Origin of the sequence: Oscillibacter hominis, assembly GCF_014334055.1 — a bacterium.
In the GTDB taxonomy this organism is placed as follows: domain Bacteria; phylum Bacillota; class Clostridia; order Oscillospirales; family Oscillospiraceae; genus Oscillibacter; species Oscillibacter hominis.
The window spans coordinates 2,102,606-2,119,663 of record NZ_CP060490.1; the positions used below are offsets into that span (position 1 = coordinate 2,102,606).

The 17,058-nt window shown below is 59.1% G+C and carries 12 protein-coding genes; all 12 read left to right on the forward strand.

Annotated features, from left to right (window positions below; all coding sequences use genetic code 11):
- The first annotated feature begins 526 nt into the window (after window positions 1-526).
- The 12 genes from H8790_RS10510 to H8790_RS10570 all read left to right on the forward strand — a co-directional run bounded on the left by H8790_RS10510 (window position 527) and on the right by H8790_RS10570 (window position 17,042).
- Window positions 527-1,633: a glycerol dehydrogenase gene (locus H8790_RS10510; protein ID WP_187332458.1), complete on the forward strand. Its 1,107-nt coding sequence runs from the start codon at window positions 527-529 to the stop codon at window positions 1,631-1,633.
- Between the two features lie 30 nt (window positions 1,634-1,663).
- The gene (locus H8790_RS10515; RefSeq protein WP_187332459.1) at window positions 1,664-2,464 is read left to right on the forward strand and encodes an SDR family NAD(P)-dependent oxidoreductase; all 801 of its coding nucleotides are present in this window, start codon (window positions 1,664-1,666) and stop codon (window positions 2,462-2,464) included.
- A 44-nt stretch (window positions 2,465-2,508) separates the two neighbouring features.
- Window positions 2,509-3,582, forward strand: a complete 1,074-nt coding sequence (locus H8790_RS10520) for a TRAP transporter substrate-binding protein (RefSeq protein ID WP_187332460.1) — start codon at window positions 2,509-2,511, stop codon at window positions 3,580-3,582.
- 93 nt (window positions 3,583-3,675) lie between these two features.
- Complete coding sequence (locus H8790_RS10525; RefSeq protein WP_187332461.1) at window positions 3,676-4,167, forward strand: TRAP transporter small permease; 492 nt, start codon at window positions 3,676-3,678, stop codon at window positions 4,165-4,167.
- Window positions 4,168-5,451 (forward strand): TRAP transporter large permease, encoded by a 1,284-nt coding sequence (locus tag H8790_RS10530; RefSeq protein WP_187332462.1) that lies wholly within the window; start codon window positions 4,168-4,170, stop codon window positions 5,449-5,451.
- 22 nt (window positions 5,452-5,473) lie between these two features.
- The gene (locus tag H8790_RS10535) at window positions 5,474-6,778 is read left to right on the forward strand and encodes a glycine/sarcosine/betaine reductase component B subunit (protein WP_187332463.1); all 1,305 of its coding nucleotides are present in this window, start codon (window positions 5,474-5,476) and stop codon (window positions 6,776-6,778) included.
- 14 nt (window positions 6,779-6,792) lie between these two features.
- Window positions 6,793-8,103 carry a glycine/betaine/sarcosine/D-proline family reductase selenoprotein B gene (locus tag H8790_RS10540; protein WP_256403913.1) on the forward strand — a complete coding sequence of 437 codons (1,311 nt, stop codon included), beginning with the start codon at window positions 6,793-6,795 and terminating at the stop codon, window positions 8,101-8,103.
- Window positions 8,104-8,201: 98 nt separating this feature from the next.
- Window positions 8,202-9,062: a MurR/RpiR family transcriptional regulator gene (locus H8790_RS10550; protein WP_187332465.1), complete on the forward strand. Its 861-nt coding sequence runs from the start codon at window positions 8,202-8,204 to the stop codon at window positions 9,060-9,062.
- A gap of 52 nt (window positions 9,063-9,114) precedes the next feature.
- Window positions 9,115-10,635, forward strand: a complete 1,521-nt coding sequence (gene xylB, locus H8790_RS10555; RefSeq protein ID WP_187332466.1) for a xylulokinase — start codon at window positions 9,115-9,117, stop codon at window positions 10,633-10,635.
- Window positions 10,636-10,818: 183 nt separating this feature from the next.
- Entirely contained in the window at window positions 10,819-11,658 is an 840-nt protein-coding gene (locus tag H8790_RS10560) for a DegV family protein (protein ID WP_187332467.1), read from the forward strand.
- A gap of 462 nt (window positions 11,659-12,120) precedes the next feature.
- Window positions 12,121-14,901 carry a bifunctional diguanylate cyclase/phosphodiesterase gene (locus H8790_RS10565; RefSeq protein ID WP_243208491.1) on the forward strand — a complete coding sequence of 927 codons (2,781 nt, stop codon included), beginning with the start codon at window positions 12,121-12,123 and terminating at the stop codon, window positions 14,899-14,901.
- Between the two features lie 485 nt (window positions 14,902-15,386).
- Window positions 15,387-17,042 (forward strand): ribonuclease J, encoded by a 1,656-nt coding sequence (locus H8790_RS10570; protein ID WP_187332468.1) that lies wholly within the window; start codon window positions 15,387-15,389, stop codon window positions 17,040-17,042.
- The last annotated feature ends 16 nt before the right edge of the window (window positions 17,043-17,058 follow it).

Consider the following 17,058-nt stretch of genomic DNA (forward strand, 5'->3'; position numbering starts at 1 on the left):
GAGGACTGTTGTCTATACAACAATGTGGGCATGGATCAGAGGCTTACCGCATATTCTTTCTATGGTGAAATCCATACTGAAAATAATTTTTCTTCTGGATATTTTTTGATGATTTCTTAGCGCTTTGTTCATAATTTAAAAATTGTTTTCGTGTAAAAATCCAGCTTTTTCCATGTTTTGTGCCGTTTTTACTTTTTTATTCACAATGCCCTATTTTATTTTCTTTTTTGAGCTGCTATTGGTTTTTTTGCAAAAGATATCTCTCTATTTTTATATATCGCTTTACTTGAATATGATTTTTTCTACAAATTTAGTTGCCTTGTCAATCGCCAATTGTGCATTTCATCCAACTGCCTTGTAGAAAATTCATGAAGAACATAGAAAAAGTAAAAAGTTTGAAAATTATTATTGAAAATATTTTTCAATATGACTATAGTAGAGATAACTTCAATCGCTTTCCGCTTGATTTTAAAACTTAAAAATGGAACAGGAGGGTATGCGCGCGGCAAGCAGCGCGCTAAGGAGTATGGTGAATTCCACGACAAGAGCTTTTGGAAGCCCCCTCAGATACATACAGGGGCCCGGCGAGTTCAATCACCTGCCGGAGTATACTGCCGCCTATGGGAATGCCTGCGTATTGATCGACAGCTTCCTTTATCCGACTTTGAACGCACAGCTGGAAAAGGCCTACCAGGGCGCTGAGACCAGCTTTGTCTCCATCCAGTTTCAGGGTGAGTGCTGCGACGAGGAGGTTGCCCACATCAGCGAGGTGGCCAAGGCGCACAACGCCTCTTTGATCGTGGGCGTGGGCGGCGGCAAGACGCTGGACACCGCCAAGCTCTGCTCCGACACCATGGGCGTGCCCGTGATCATCGTCCCCTCCTCCGCCTCCACCGATGCCCCGGTCAGCGAGATCGCGGTGGTGTATACGGCCGGCGGTGAGTACATCGGGTCCCGCAAGATGAAGCACAACGCCAATTTGGTGTTGGTGGACAGCGAGATCATCGTCAAGGCGCCCAAACGCCTCTTTGTGGCCGGCATGGGCGATGCCCTGGCCACCTACCTGGAGGCTCTGGCCTGTGACCGGTCTGACTCCCCCAACTACATCGGCTCCGGCCACCGCCGCTGCAAGGCCGGTATGGCCATTGCCCAGTCCTGCTGGGACATTCTCTTTGCCGATGGGCGCAGCGCCCTCTCGGCTCTGGAGCAGGGCGTGGTCACTGAGGCGCTGGAAAATGTCATCGAGGCCAACACGCTGCTCAGCGGCTTGGGCTTTTTGAACACGGGCCTGGCCACCGCCCACGGCATCCATTCCGGACTGACCGCACTGGCATCCACCCACTCCTTCCTCCATGGTGAAAAGGTGGCTTTCGGCGTGGTCTGCCAGATGGTGCTGGAGAACACACCCACAAAGACCGTGGATCAGGTAATGCGCTTTATGGTGGATATCGGCCTGCCTGTCACGCTGGAACAGCTGAATGTGGAACCCACCTATGAAAACGTCATGGCCATCGCCCGCAAGACAGCTGACGGCCCGCTGGTCCATCAGGAGCCCTTCCTGGTCACCACCCAGTCGGTGTACAACGCCATCCTGGTGGCTGACAAGTTGGGCAGAACCTATCGGGGGCTATAAAAAAATAAGGGTTGAAGGGAGTAACCGCTCATGCAGAATCTAAACCGCTTTGCTAAACTCTTTGATCTCAGCGGCCACGTGGCCGTGGTCACGGGTGCGGCCCAGGGAAACGGCCTGGGGATCGCCAACGCCCTCTGTGACGCCGGAGCCACAGTTGTGGCAACCGACATCGTCTTCAAGCCGGACCAGGAGGGCGCCGAGCACAAGCTCAGCCCGGACATCGACCGCATGATCATGGACGTGACCGACGAGGAGAACGTAAAAGAGGTCTTTGCCAAGATCGCAGAGAAGTACGGCAAGTTAGACATCCTCTGCAACAACGCCGGCATCATTTATAAGGATCTGGTTCAGGACCTGGATATGGACCGGTTCCGGAAGGTCTCGGACATCAACATCCACGGCGTGGTCATCTGCACCAAGCACGCCGTGCCCTACATGAAGGAGGCCGGCTGGGGGCGCATTGTCAACACCTCTTCCTCTCAGGCCTTTTTGACCACAGAGACTTACAGCGCCTACTCCGCCTCCAAAGCCGCCGTCTCCCACCTCACCAGAATCTGGGGCAACGAGCTGGCCAAGGACAACATCCTGGTCCACGCCATCTGCCCCTGCTTTGTCCGGACCCCCATGATGGTGAACTCCATCGCCCGCATTGCCGAGCAGTTGGGCACAGACGAAGAGGGCGGCTACAACTATTTTGCAGACCTGATCCCCACCCACCGGCTCCTTGAGATCGAGGAGATCGGCAACTGGGTCGCCATGCTCTGCAGCGACCTGGGCCGTGCCACCACCGGAAGCAACTTCTCCATCACCTGCGGACAAGTAAGGCTGTAAGCCTGAAAATAAAAGACGTTTGTTGAAATTATGGGAGGTACACTATGAAAAAGAAGATTGTTGCAATCCTGTCTGCACTGCTCTGCGTGTGCATGCTGGCCGCCTGCGGCGGCAGCGGCGGCGGCTCCGCCAGCGGCGGCAGCGCTTCCGGTTCCGCAAGCAGCACGGGCGGCTCCGGCGGCTCCGGTGAGCCTGAAGTGGTTCTGGAATTCGGCCACATTCAAAACCCTGGCCACGCGCTGTACATCGCTCCGGAAGAACTCAAGACCCTGGTGGAGGAGCGCTCCGAGGGCCGCATTCAGCTGAACATCTATCCCGCCAGCCAGCTGGGCTCCGCCCGCGAAATGATGGAGCAGGTCACCATGGGCACCCTGGACATCACTTTTGCCGACGCCTCCGACTGGGCCTCCGCGCTGAACCTGCCGGAGCTGGGCGTTTTTAACCTGCCGTTCCTGAACAAGGACCTGGCCTCCCAGATCAAGGTCATCAATGAGATCATCCCCGATGCCGTTCCCGAGATGCTGGAGGGCACCGGCCTGAAGCTTCTGACCACCTATTCCAACGGCATCCGCCAGCCCCTGCTGAAAAACCACCCCATCAACACCCTGGAAGACATCAAGGGCCTGAAGATGCGCACCCCCGAGACCGAGATGTACGTGAACCTCTGGAACGCCCTGGGCGCCAGCACCGTCACCTCCGCCTGGAGCGAGGCCTACACCGTTTTGCAGCAGGGCGTTGCCGATGCGGTGGAAGCCGATGACGTGGGCCTGGTCAGCATGAACCTGCAGGAGATCGGCAAGTACATGTCCAAGATCGGCCATCTGAGCCAGGCTTACATCGTCCTGATCAATGAAGAGAAGTGGAATTCCATCCCCGAGGACCTGCAGCAGATCCTGGTGGAGTGCCTGGCAGAGAATCAGGCCAAGCAGCTTGCCGACCGCGAGGCCCTGGGCATCGAGGCGGAACAGACCATTGCCGACGCCGGCGTTGAGATCAACGAGGTCTCCGACACGGAACGTCAGCGCATGAGAGACGCCTGCCAGTCCATCTACGATAAGTATGCAGATGAATACGGCCTGGCTGATCTGATTGCTCAGATGGAAGCCCTGAACGGCTAAGGTCCAGCAAAAGCCAGTATTGCCGGCTTGTGATGCGTGCGCACCGGACTCGTTCGTGCGCACGCATCTTCCAATTGAAAGGCAGGTAAGCGAATGAAAACACTCTTGAAAATAGACCGCGTCATCGAAAACATACAGACCTATCTCTGCATGGCCCTGTTTATCCTGATCCTGATTTTGGGCTCCATCCAGGTCTTCGGCCGCTTTATCTTCCACGCCGCTCCCCCCTGGACGGAGGAGGCGATGCGCTTTTGCGGCATCTACCTCACCTTCATCGGCTCCGCGCTGACTATCCGCGTGGATGGCCACGTGTCGGTGGATATTGTCATCAGCTTTCTGAAAAACAACAAGGTTCGGGCCGCTCTGTTCATCATCTCCCGGCTCATCTGCGTGGTGTTTCTCATCATGTTCTTCCCCGGCTCCATCGCCCTGGTGCAAAAGAGCGGAAGCTCCCTGGGCGCCGCCATTCAGATACCCTATTCCTACATCTATGCGGCAGTGCCTCTTGGGATTGTCATGATGCTCTGCTCCTATGCCAGTGCCATTCCCAAGCTGGCCAAGCAGTATGCAAAGGGGGAAAAGTAAATGATACCAATAGCAGTCATCACCCTTCTGGTATTCCTTGTGGTGGGCGTACCCGTCAGCTTTGCCATTGGCCTCTCCGGCCTGCTGGCCATCCTGCTCGGCAGCGACATCGCCCCCTTTATGGCCGTGCAGCAGGCGGTCCGCGGCATGAACTCCTTCTCTCTGATGGCCGGTCCCCTTTTCATCCTGGCCGGTGAGATTCTGGGCGGTGCCAAGCTGTCCAAGCGGATCCTGGACTTCTGCCGGGCCTGTATCTCCCAGGTCCGCGGCGGACTCGGCATGGTCTCCGTGCTGGCCAACATGATCTTTGCCGGAATCTCCGGCTCCGGCGCGGCCACCATGAGCGCGGTGGGCTCCCTGACGGTTCCCGAGCTCAGGGCCGCCGGCTATAAGCGTTCCTTCATCGCCGCCCTGATCGCCGGCTCCGGCGCTCTGGGCCCCATCATCCCCCCCAGCACCAACATGATCGTCTTCGCCTCCCTGACCGGCTTTTCCATCGGCAAGCTCTTCATCGGCGGCCTGATCCCCGGCATTATCATCGGCATTTGCCTGATGTTCCTGTGCCGCTGGTACGCCAAAAAGTACAATGTGGATGCCGGCAGCGGGTCCTTCAGCTGGAAAACCGTGTGGAAGGCCTTTAAAAACGCGTTCTTTGCCCTCATCACCCCGCTCATCATTGTGGGCGGCGTCATCTCCGGTGTCTTCACCGCCACGGAGTCCGGCATCGTCGCCTGCCTCTACGGCCTGATCTGCGGCTTTTTCATCTACCGCACGCTGCACCTGAAGGATTTGGTGACCATCTTTAAGCGGGCGGCCTCTTCTTCCGCCATGCTGATGATGATCATGGGCATCTCCAACATCTATTCCTACATCTTTGCCCGCGAGAACCTGGCCACCACCATCAAGAACTTCATGCTCTCCGTCACCAGCGATCCCAACCTGGTGGTGCTGATCATCATTGTCCTGATGCTGATCATCGGCTGCTTCATGGAGACCCTGGCCGCCACCGCGGTCATCATCCCCATCGTCTATCCCATCGTTGTGGGATTGGGCGTGGATCCCCTGGTGTTCGGCGTTATTTTCTCCATCGCCACCGTGGTGGGCGGGTTGACGCCGCCTGTGGGACTGTACCTCTTCCTGTCCATGAATATTGCGGATGCGCCGTTTAAAGACGCGGTCAAGTATGTGGCGCCAGTGGTGCTGATCGTCCTGGTCGTAATGCTCTTGGGCTATCTCTTCCCGCCGATCATTACGTTTGTACCCAACCTGTTGATGGGCGCGTAGTTCTTATAAGGAGTCTGATCCAATGAAGTTAACCGTAGAAACCATCCAGATCAAGGATCTGCAATTCGGAGCCGAGACCTGCTTCCGGGATGGAATCCTCTATGTGAGCAAAGAGGATATCCTGGCATTTGCCGCCGAGGAGCCCTGTTTCGACACTCTGAAGATTGACATTGCCCGCCCCGGGGACTCCACCCGCATCATCAATGTGGTGGACGTGGTGCAGCCCCGGTGTAAGGTATCTGGCAACATCGACTGGCCCGGCGTGCTGACAGAGGAGTACGAAATCGCCGGCTCCGGCGTCACCCGGGCGGTGAATGGCATGGGCATCGTCCTGTGCCAGAATGACACCTACTGGTCCCGGAAATGGGGTTCTTTTGACATGAGCGGCGAATGCGCCGCCATCAACCCCTACGCCAAAATGCCAGAACTGGTCATCGAGCCCATGGCTCCGGAGAACGCGGATTTCCGAGACTACCGCGAGGCGGTGCGCCGCGTGGGGTACAAGACCAGCGTCATGCTGGCCAAGGCCACCTTGGGCGTGGAGGCTGACAGCTCCGAGACCTTTGACAATGAGAAGCAGTACCCGGACCTGCCCAGCATCGCCTACTCCTATCAGATCTATTCCAAGCAGTATGACACCCAGAACTACCGTGAACCCATGGTCTACGGCAACGCCGTCCCCGACAGCCTGCCCCTCATCATGCAGCCCACGGAAATCCTGGACGGCGCCATCTCCCTGTGCGGGGGCTTCCGCTGCGTCACCACCTATGAGATTCAGAACCACCCTGTGATCGTGGAGCTGATGCGCCGCCACGGCAAGGACCTGAACTTTGCCGGCGTACTGATCACCGTCACCTCCGTGGAGGCCAAGCACCGCTACCTGGTCTCCAAAATGGCCGCCAACCTCCTCAAGGAGGTCTTCCACGCCGACGGCGTCATTGTCACCAAGGGCGTGGGCGGTGCCTCCACGCTGTGCGTGGGCGCCATCGCCAGCGAGGCGGAGAAATTGGGCATCAAGGCTGTGCCCATCATCCAGATTCTCAATGGCAAGAGCAACCTGGCCATCGAGTGCATGATCAGTGAGCAGAATGTGGACTCCATCGTCTGCTCCGGCACCTATTACCATAACTTCACCCTGCCTCCAGTGGAGACCCTTCTGGGCGGGCCCCAGGACGCGCTGTACCTCAGCGGTGACGACGGCGTCATCGGCGGCCACAAAATCGCCTCCGGCGACCCCGCAAAGGGCCAGGTCCGCTCCACCTATATGAAGCAGGTGGGCCTGATGAGCCAGGTGGGCTATTCCTACGGCATGGCCGTGGACTATTGAGAAAGGAGGGACATATGGAAACGAAAAAATGGAGAGTGGTCTGCTACGTCAACCAGTTCTTCGGTCAGATCGGCGGCGAGGACATGGCCCATGTGGGCTTCAGCGTAAAAGAAGAGCCGATAGGGCCGGCCCTGCTGTTCCAGAACCTTCTGAAAGATGACTGTGACGTGGTGGGCACCGTGATCTGCGGCGACAACTATTTCGCAGAGCATACGGAAAAGGCCGTGGCCGAGGGCGTGGAACTGGTCCGCGGCTTAAAGCCCGACCTCTTTATCGCCGGCCCCGCCTTCAACGCCGGGCGCTACGGCATCAGCTGCGGAAACATGGCCGCGGCGGTGGGCCGGGAACTGGGCATCCCCACGGTCACCGGCATGTTCCCCGAAAACCCGGCAGTGGACCTTTTCCGCAAGGACACCTACATCGTCAAAACCGCCATCCTCTCCTCCACGCTGCGCAAGGTGGCCCCCACCATGGCCAGCATCGGAGTGCGCCTTTTAAAGCATGAGCATATCGGCAGCGCGGAGTCCGAGGGCTATGTGATCCGGGACATCATCCTCAACGAGGAGCAGCCTCAGAATGCGGCGGACCGGGCCATTGAAATGCTGCTGAAAAAGATCAAGGGAGAACCCTTCAAAAGTGAGCTCCTGCCCCCCAACTTTGACGTGGTGGAGCCCGCGCCCCCTGTGGCCGATCTGAAGACCGCCCGGCTGGCCCTGGTCAGCGATGGCGGCTTGATCCCCCAGACCAACCCCGACAAGCTCAAGCCAAACGGCAGCACCAAGGTGGGCTGCTATAACTGGGATCGGCTGACAGCGGAGCCCTATTTCGTCATCCACAGCGGCTATGACGGCACCTGGGTGATGGAAAACCCCTACCGCCTGTTTCCCGTGGACGTTCTCCGGGAAGAGGTGGAGCAGGGAAACTTAGGCTACCTGGACGACGAGGTCTATGTCACCTGCGGCAACTGCGCCTCCGTGGCGGCCGCCAAGGCCAAGGGCCAAAAGATTGCCCAGGCGCTTTTGGACGAGGGCATTACCGCCGCCATCCTCACCTCCACCTGAGGCACCAGCACTCGTTGCGGGTCAACGATTGTCAAGGAAATTGAGCGTGTGGGCATCCCCGTCACGCAGATCTGCGCGGTGGTGGACATCGCCAAGTCCGTGGGTTCCTCCCGGATCCTCCGCGGCTTTGCCATCACCTGCCCTGTGGGGAACCCCTCCCTGAGCCCGGCGGACGAGAAAACCTCCCGCCGCCGCTATGTGGAAAAGGCCCTGGATATGCTCACCCGCCCCGGCAAGCGCGGTGCTGTGGAAGATATCCTGTAAAAAGGCCTGATTATCAGGAAGTTTCATTTGCCCCGGGGCCTGATTGCGTGTAGAATGAATTTTATGACACAATACGTCCAATGAGGGGGCACAAGTGAATGGAAGAGAACATGGGCAGCGGCGTCTTTTACAGCCGTGTGCAGGAAAAGCTGGATTCCCTGTCAAAAAAAGAGCGGGAGACTGCGGAGTATATGGCCGCCCACCAGGGGCAGCTGATCTACGCCTCCATCACAGAGCTTGCCGAACTGGTGGGCACCAGCGAGGCCACCGTCACCCGGGTGTGCGGCAAGCTGGGCTACCGTGGCTTCCAGGCGCTGAAAGTCAGCGTTGCCCGGGAGCTGGTGACGCCCCAGGAGAAGATCCACGAGGACCTGCAGCCGGATGCTCCGGCGGAGGCCATCATTGAAAAGATCTTCTCCAGCGCCATCGAAACCCTGGTGATGACCCAGCGGGCCATGGACGCCACCGCCGTCAAGCGCAGCATCAATGCGCTGTGCTCCGCCCGGCGCATTGTGGTGTTGGGAAACGGCAACTCCGGCTCCATCGCCATGGACGCCCAGCACAAGCTTCTTCGCGTGGGGCTGGATGCCCACGCCTATACCGACGACCATCTTCAGATGATCGCCGTCTCCTCCCTGACCGCGGAAGACGTGGTGCTGGCCATTTCCCACTCAGGCAGTTCCCGGAACGCGGCAGACGCCGCCCGGCTGGCCCGGGAGCGGGGCGCCACGGTCATCTCCATCACCAACAACGGTATCTCGCCTGTATCCAAGCTGGCCAACATCCGCCTGTACACCTATTCCCAGGAGACCAGATACCGTACCTATGCCATCTCTTCCCGTATGGCCGAGCTGACCATCATCGACACCCTCTACACCGGGGTGGCGCTGAAGATGGGCGAACAGGCCATCGACAACTTTGAGGCGCTGGAAAAGGCGCTGATTGTCAAAAAATACTGACCTGCGGTTCCGCGCTTCCTGCGCGGCACCGCAGTTTGAATGGGGAGATCCTATGAAAAAACTATTCGGCGTGGACTTTGGGACCGGCGGCTGTAAAGCCACCGTCATCGATCCGGAGGGCAACATCCTGGCCAGCGCTTTTGAGGAGTATCCCTCCGAGCATGGAAGGCCCGGCTGGTCCGAGCAGGACCCCGCGCTTTGGATCGACGCTTTCGTCAACACGGTCCGCTCCTGCCGTCATCAGATGTCCGACGGGTTTGACGGCCTTTTGGGTCTTGCTGTCACCGCCTCCACCCACAACGCCGTGCTTCTTGATGAACAGGGCCAGGTGATCCGCCGGTGCATCATGTGGAACGATCAGCGCAGCGGCGACCAGTGCCGTCGGCTGAAGGAGGACCACGGCAGCGCCATCTTTGCCATCGGCATGCAGATGCCCACCCCTACCTGGACGCTGCCCCAGCTGATGTGGGTCAAGGAAAACGAGCCGGAGAACTACGCAAAAATCCGCCGCCTGCTTTTTACCAAGGACTATGTCCGCTCCTATGTCACCGGAGACTTCTGCACCGATGTGGTGGACGCCCAGGGCAGTTTGCTCTACGACGCCCGCAGCGGATGCTGGTCCAGTGAGCTCTGCGGCCTCATCGACCTTCCCCTCTCGGTCCTGCCGGAGATCCGCAAAACCAAGGACATCGTGGGCACGGTCCGCCGGGAGGTGGCCGAGTGCACGGGGCTGCCGGAGGGGCTGAGCGTCATCGCCGGCTGCTCCGATACGGCGGCCGAGGATTTCAGCGCCGGCGCCGTCAATGAGGGCCAGATCATCATCAAGCTGGCCACGGCCGGCAACGTGAACCTGGTCACAAACGAAGCCAATCCCCACGCCAAGTCCTTCACCTACCCCTACTCCGTGGAGGGCAAGTGGTATACCGTCACAGCCACCAACAGCTGCGCATCCGCCTACCGCTGGATGCGAGACAGCCTGTATGGCGCCGAGTGGGCCCAGTGTGAAAAAGAGGGCACGGACGTCTACCGGCTGATGGATGAGCAGGCCGCCTCCGCGGAGCTGGGCTGCCAGGGTCTGATCTTCCACCCCTATCTGTTGGGCGAGCGCTGCCCCCTCTTCAACCCCAACGCCAGGGGCGACTTTTTCGGCGTCAGCATGGTCCACACCAAGGCCCATTTCGCCCGGGCGCTCTTGGAGGGCGTGGCCTTCAGCCTCTACGACTGCCTCCAGGTGCTCAAGGAGTTCACCGACAGCATGGAGGACATCGTCATCATCGGCGGCGGTGCCAAGAGCCCCCTGTGGTGCCAGATCGTCAGCGACATCTTCGGCCTGGAGGTCAAGCTGCCCGAGCACGCGGAGTCCTCTTTCGGCGGGGCGCTGCTGGCCGGTGTGGGCGTGGGCGTCTTTGCCAATGAGATGGAGGCCGCCAAAACCTGCATCCGCATGAAGAAGACCTACCTGCCCAATCCGGAAAACCACGCTAAGTATATGAAGCTCTTTCAGATCTACAAAGAGGTGTCGGAGCTGTCCGCCCCGGTCTGGGAGGATCTGGCCCGATTCGTTGAGGAATAACATCCGGCTCCCTGACGCCTGCGCGTCAGGGGGCCGCTTTCCACTTCCCCACGTTCCCGTGCAGGAGCGCCCCGGAATGGAGCCCCATTTTTTTCATACAATAAAGAGAGGGAAATATTGCATTGACAAATTCTTCTTTCTGCTGTAATCTAATATGAAAGATCAGATTGTAAGGAGATCAATATGACTTGGAATATTGTTTGTGACAGCAGCTGCGACCTGCGCATAAGTGATCTGGTCAGCGATGCGGCCCGCTTTGATATCATTCCGCTGAAACTGCTGGTGGGCGGCGAGGAATATGTGGATGACGGCAGTCTCTCCATCCCCAAGCTCCTCCAGGCAATGGAAGGTTCCAAGGATGCCTCCTCCACCGCCTGTCCCTCTCCGGACGCCTTTGCGCAGTCCTTTTTACAGGCTGACTATTCCATCTGCATCACCATTTCCAGCCAGCTGTCCGGGACGTATAACGCCGCCATGACGGCCAGGGGCATGGTGCTGGAAGCCCACCCGGAGAAGAAAATCTGCATCATCGATTCCAAGGCCGCGGGGACCGTGTCCGCGCTCATCGCCTTTCGCGCCAAGGAACTCATCGAGGCCGGCGGCGGATTCGAGGATGTGGCCCGGGCGCTGCGGGAGTATGCTGCCTCGCTGCGGATCACCTTTACCCTCTGTAACTTCAGCAACCTCATCAAGGCTGGGCGGATGAAGTCCTTCGTGGGCTCCGTCCTCACCAACCTGGGCATCCACGTCATCGCCGACAACACGCCCCAGGGCACCATACACATCGCTGGAAAGGCCAGGGGTGAGGCGAAAACCTATAAATCCATCGTCAAGATGATGGCGGAGAACAAGTCTTTGGACGGCCTTCCGGTGACCATCTCCCACTGTGAAAACCTGTCGGGCGCCATGAAGCTCAAGCAGCTGATCCTCCAGGAGCTCCCGGTCTCCAGCGTCACGCTTTATAGCTGCAAGGGACTTTGCAGCTTTTACGCCATGGAAAAGGGCATTCTGGTGGCCTATTGAGCATCGTCCGAAATTGATTCCAGCGGCGGACAGCCTTGCTGTCCGCCGTTTTCTATCCTGAAGCAATCAGAAATCATTTCCAATATTTGAAAATCATTTGCCCCCCGGCGCCAAAGCGTGGTATAATAGCATCAATGGTTGTCCTCGGTTTCTTGCAAATCCCATAGACGCGTCCGCAGCTTTGGACTCATGGCTGCGGCACCTGCGGCGCAGTGCCGGTCTTACGCCCCGGATTTTGAAGCATGCATCCGCTGCATTCCGCCGAACCAGAATGGACGGTTAACAGCCTTTTGCCGGGACACGGCGATGAAAGGGGGCCTCCTTATGGAGACAAATGATATCCCTTCCGCACTCACCCTTGAATTATACAGCCTTGGGCAGTTCGCCATGCGCGCAGCCCAAGGCTTATGTTGCATTTACCTCTATTGTGCGCCCCACGGGCAAACGGAGGACTTCTTTTTTGTGGATCCAAAGGGGACGGAGATTCCGGAATCCATCCGGCGCCTGTTGGAGCAGCTTGCGAAGGGCGGCACGGCCGCCCCTGCAGAAGACGGGCGCTATTTTGCCCGGCAGCTCCGCCTGCCGGAGGGCGGAGCTTTCGGCGCGGCCTGCTTTGTCCGCGCCGGCGGCCCTTGGCCGGAGGCGGAGCACCCGCTGTTGGAGAGCATCGCTGCCGTCTACGCCTATGCGCTGCGGGCCGAGTGGGACCGGCGGGACGCCACTTTGCAGCATTGGGTCTGGAACAAGATGATGGACAGCACCAATGCCTGCATTTATGTCACCGATCCCGAGACCGATGAGATTCTCTTTATGAACCGGGCCATGAAGCAGGCTTACGGCCTGGAGGACCCGGAGGGGAAGCTCTGCTGGCAGTTACTTCAGCTTGGCCAGCAGGGCCGGTGCGCCTTTTGCCCGGTCCAGATGCTGACTCAGGACGGCAGTGCGCCTTCCTATGTGTGGGAGGAGCAAAACCCCATCACCGGGCGCACCTATGAAAATTATGACAGCCTGATGCGCTGGACCGATGGACGGATGGTGCATTTCCAGCACTCCACCGACGTTACCGAAGCACGCCGGCTCTATCGGGCCGCCATGATCGATGAGCTCACCGGGGCCCTCAGCCGGCGGGCCGGCAAAGAGGCCCTCTCCCACCTGTTGGAAAAGGCCGGCGAACCGCTGTGCGTGTGCATGCTGGATATCAATGGCTTGAAGTCGGTCAACGACCTCCACGGCCATGCTGCCGGCGACAGCCTTCTCAAGGGCGTGGCCTCCGCGGTGTGCCGGCTGCTCCACGGGGAGGAGTTCTTCATGCGCTTGAGTGGGGATGAGTTCGTGGTCGTGCTGCCGGGTGTGCGCCAGGCCGAGGCTGCGGCCCGGATGCAGGCGATGCTGGAGGAGTTTGCCCGGGAGCGGCCAGCCTTCTTTCCGGAGGGGGACGCCTTTTGCTACGGTGTCATCGAGGTGCGGGAGCAGATTCCCATGCAGGATGTGCTGGCCCGGGCGGATGAGCGCATGTATCAGCAAAAGCGCAGCCTCCACATCCGCCGTGCCGAGGCGCTGCTGAACCAGCCCCGGAGCGGGGAACCCAGCGCCCCGTTCTCCTATGATGCCAACCTGCTCTATGACGCCCTGGTGGCAAGCACCGACGACTATGTCTATGTCTGCGATATGAAAACCGGCGTCTTCCGCTATACGCCCGCCATGGTAGCGGAGTTCGGCCTGCCCGGCGAGGTTATCCCCAATGCGGCGGCGGTCTGGGGCGCCAAAGTCCATCCCCACGACAAGCGGGTCTTCCTGGAATCCAACCAGGAGATCATCGATGGGCGAACGGATGTCCACTGTGTGGAGTACCGGGCCCAGAACGTGCGGGGGGAATGGCTGTGGCTGCGCTGCCGGGGCCATCTCCAGCGGGATAAGGCCGGCGATCCCACCCTGTTCGCGGGGTTCATCACCAACCTTGGAAAAAAGAACAAGCTGGACCCGCTGACAGGCCTCTTCAACAAATTTGAGCTGGAAAACGACATGCTCCAGCTGCTGAGCGGCCCCCATCCAAAGCCTCTGACCTTTATGATGTTAGGCCTCGACGGATTCAAGCACATCAACTCCCTGTACGACCGTGTGTTCGGCGATGAGGTCATCCGCCTTGTGGCCCACAGGCTGCGCTCCCTGCTGCCCCCCAACTCCACCGTATACCGGCTGGACGGCGATGAGTTCGCCATATTGATGCGCGGCAGCAGCCGCACCGCCGCGGACCAGCTGTTCTATCTCATCCGGGCGTCTTTCAGCGAGCAGCAGGTCTTCGACGGGAAGAAGTTCTACTGCACCCTCTCCGGCGGCTGCGTGTTTGCGCCGGACGATGGCCGCTCCTACGTGGAGCTGGCCCGCTGCGCCTCCTATGCACTGGAATACGCCAAGCGGCGGGGCAAAAACCGTCTGGAGTGCTATCGCCACGAGATCGTGGCGGGCCGGCGCCGCACCCTTGAGCTGACGGAGCTGCTGCGGGAAAGTGTGGAGCATGACTTTGAGAACTTTGAAATGTATTATCAGCCCGTCTTCAACGCCTCCCGCCAGGTGATCGGCGCCGAGGCGCTGGCCAGATGGAGCTGCGCCAAGTACGGCCCGGTCTCCCCGGTGGAGTTCATCCCCCTGCTGGAGCAGAGCGGGCTGATCCTGCCGGTGGGGCGCTGGATTTTCCGGGAGGTCCTGTCCACCTGCGTCAGCTGGGAACAGGATGCCCCTGACTTCGCCATCAGCATCAACCTCTCCTATCTCCAGCTCCAGGACGAAAATTTCTGCTCCTTCATGCTGGACACTATAAAGGAGTTGGGCGCCAATCCCCGCCATATTGTGCTGGAGCTGACGGAAAGCTATCTTGCCGCCAACATGGACCGGGTGGCGCAGCTGCTCACCGAAATCCGGCGCAGCGGCATCCGCATTGCGATGGACGACTTTGGCACCGGCTACTCCTCCCTGGGCGTCCTGAAATCCGCGCCCATCGATATTGCCAAGATCGACCGGGCGTTTGTCAAGGGCATCCAGTCCAGCACCTTCGACAGCGCCTTTTTGCGCCTTGTGGTGGAGCTGTGCAGCGTGCTGGGCATCGACACGTGCCTGGAGGGCGTGGAGACGGAGGACGAATTTGACGCTGTGCTCCCAATGTCCCTCAGCTACATCCAGGGGTTTTTGTTGGGCCGTCCCCTGCCCGCAGAGGAGTTCCGCCGCAGGTTTTTGCTTCACTCATAATTTTTAAGGGGCGCCGTATGGATCATACGGCGCCCTTCTCGCGTACAGGGAAGCCATTAAAACGCGAAAAACCGGGCATCTTATCCATATCGCCTCTCCGGGAAAAGTTATTTTCCCGGAAGTAGTATACAAATTTATACAGTCGTGGTATACTAATAGAAATAGGGAATTGGATCGGCTCTGCTGGCCGTCTTTTGAGCTGTTTGGATGCGTGTCGTCCGCAGACGGACAGACTTCGGCATGGTCCTCCCATTTGAATTGTATTGAACCGGTGGTTTCACTCCGGTTTTATAGATGACAATCCCAATCGAAAAGCGGATGCGTTCCCTCTTCCCGACGGCGTAACGGGGCCGGCCGGGAGCGGGCGTCCACTTTCCGCGGTGAAGCTGTGCAGCATCACCGCTTACTTTTGTGCGGCCTTTTCGCGTCTGCTGTCCGGGGGATTCTCTACATATTTTGATAAGCAAAAGGAGTATTCAGAATTTATGGCAGAAAAAATGAAAATCATCCCTCTTGGCGGACTCGACGAGATCGGCAAGAACATGACCGTATACGAATTCGGCGGTGAGATCATCGTGGTGGACTGCGGCATGGCCTTCCCGGGTGACGACCTCTATGGCATTGACCTGGTGATTCCCGATGTGAGCTATCTCATCAAGAACCGGAGCCGCATCCGCGGACTGTTTCTGACCCACGGGCACGAGGATCACATCGGCGCCATCCCCTATGTGCTCAAGCAGGTGAACATGCCCATCTACTGCACCCGCCTCACCGCTGGGCTGGTCAAGCTCAAGCTGGAGGAGCATGGCCTCATCAAGTCCACCAAGCTCATCACTGTGGAGGCCGGCGAGACAGTCCGGGCCGGGAAGTTCAACGTGGAGTTCATCCACGTGAACCACTCCATCGCCGACTCCGTGGCCTTTGCCATCCACACGCACATGGGCACCGTGGTCCATACCGGCGACTTCAAGATCGACTCCACGCCCATCGATGGCGAGGTCATCGACCTTGCGCGCCTGGGCGAACTGGGCAAGGAGGGTGTGCTGGCCCTGTGCGCCGATTCCACCAACGTGGAGCGGCCCGGCTTCACCATGAGCGAAAAAGCGGTGGGCCACACCTTCAAGCGATTGTTCGCCGGCTGCGACCAGCGGATCATCGTCACCACCTTTGCCTCCAACGTCCACCGGATCCAGCAGGTCATCGATGCCGCCGCGGAAAACGGCCGCAAGGTGGCCGTCACCGGCCGGAGCATGGAGAACATCATGAAGGTCTCCACAGAGCTTGGCTATATGAAGGTGCCCAAAAATACCCTGATGGACATTGCCAAGATCAAGTCCCTGCCCAAAAACAAGCAGGTCATCGTCACCACCGGCAGCCAGGGCGAGGAGATGTCCGCCCTGTACCGTATGGCTTTCTCCACCCACAAGCAGATCGACGTGGGCCCCGGCGACAAGGTCATCATCTCCGCCTCCGCCATCCCCGGCAACGAAAAAACCGTCAGCCGGGTGGTCAACGAACTCTTCCGCAAGGGCGTGGAGGTCTGCTACAACCGCAGCGATATGCTCCACGTCTCCGGCCACGCCTGCCAGGAGGAACTGAAGATCATCCACGCCCTGACCCGGCCCCGGTTCTTCGTTCCGCTCCACGGCGAGCAGCGGATGCTGCAAATTCACTCCCGCCTGGCCCAGGACATGGGCATCGAGCCCAACCACGTGGCCATTGCGGAAAACGGCAGCATCATTGAGCTGACTGCCAAGACCATGAAGATCAATGGCTCTGTCCCCTCCGGCGAGGTGTTTGTGGACGGCTCCGGCGTGGGCGACGTGGGCGCGGTGGTCCTGCGGGACCGCAAGCGCCTGGCAGAGGACGGCATGGTGGTTGTGGTGCTGCCCGTATCCGCACAAAACGGCGCGCTGCTCTCCCCGCCCGAGATCATCACCCGCGGCTTCATCTATGTGAAGGAGTCGGAGAGCTTGATGACGGAGCTTCAAAACGTGGCCATGGAGGCCGCCGAGTCCAGCTCCCACAAGCGCCGGGACGACGGCGAGCTGCGGGGCACGGTGAAGTCCGCGGTCAGCAACTACCTCTTCAAAACCACCAAGCGCAGCCCCATGGTCATTCCCGTTGTGACCCGGCTGTGATTTCCTGATTGAATCA

Coding starts and splice junctions, on each gene's coding strand:
- H8790_RS10520 (WP_187332460.1), top strand. CDS start 2,509: ATGAAAAAGAAGATTGTTGCAATCCTGTCTGCACTGCTCTGCGTGTGC.
- H8790_RS10570 (WP_187332468.1), top strand. CDS start 15,387: ATGGCAGAAAAAATGAAAATCATCCCTCTTGGCGGACTCGACGAGATC.
- H8790_RS10510 (WP_187332458.1), top strand. CDS start 527: ATGGTGAATTCCACGACAAGAGCTTTTGGAAGCCCCCTCAGATACATA.
- H8790_RS10530 (WP_187332462.1), top strand. CDS start 4,168: ATGATACCAATAGCAGTCATCACCCTTCTGGTATTCCTTGTGGTGGGC.
- xylB (WP_187332466.1), top strand. CDS start 9,115: ATGAAAAAACTATTCGGCGTGGACTTTGGGACCGGCGGCTGTAAAGCC.
- H8790_RS10560 (WP_187332467.1), top strand. CDS start 10,819: ATGACTTGGAATATTGTTTGTGACAGCAGCTGCGACCTGCGCATAAGT.
- H8790_RS10515 (WP_187332459.1), top strand. CDS start 1,664: ATGCAGAATCTAAACCGCTTTGCTAAACTCTTTGATCTCAGCGGCCAC.
- H8790_RS10535 (WP_187332463.1), top strand. CDS start 5,474: ATGAAGTTAACCGTAGAAACCATCCAGATCAAGGATCTGCAATTCGGA.
- H8790_RS10550 (WP_187332465.1), top strand. CDS start 8,202: ATGGAAGAGAACATGGGCAGCGGCGTCTTTTACAGCCGTGTGCAGGAA.
- H8790_RS10525 (WP_187332461.1), top strand. CDS start 3,676: ATGAAAACACTCTTGAAAATAGACCGCGTCATCGAAAACATACAGACC.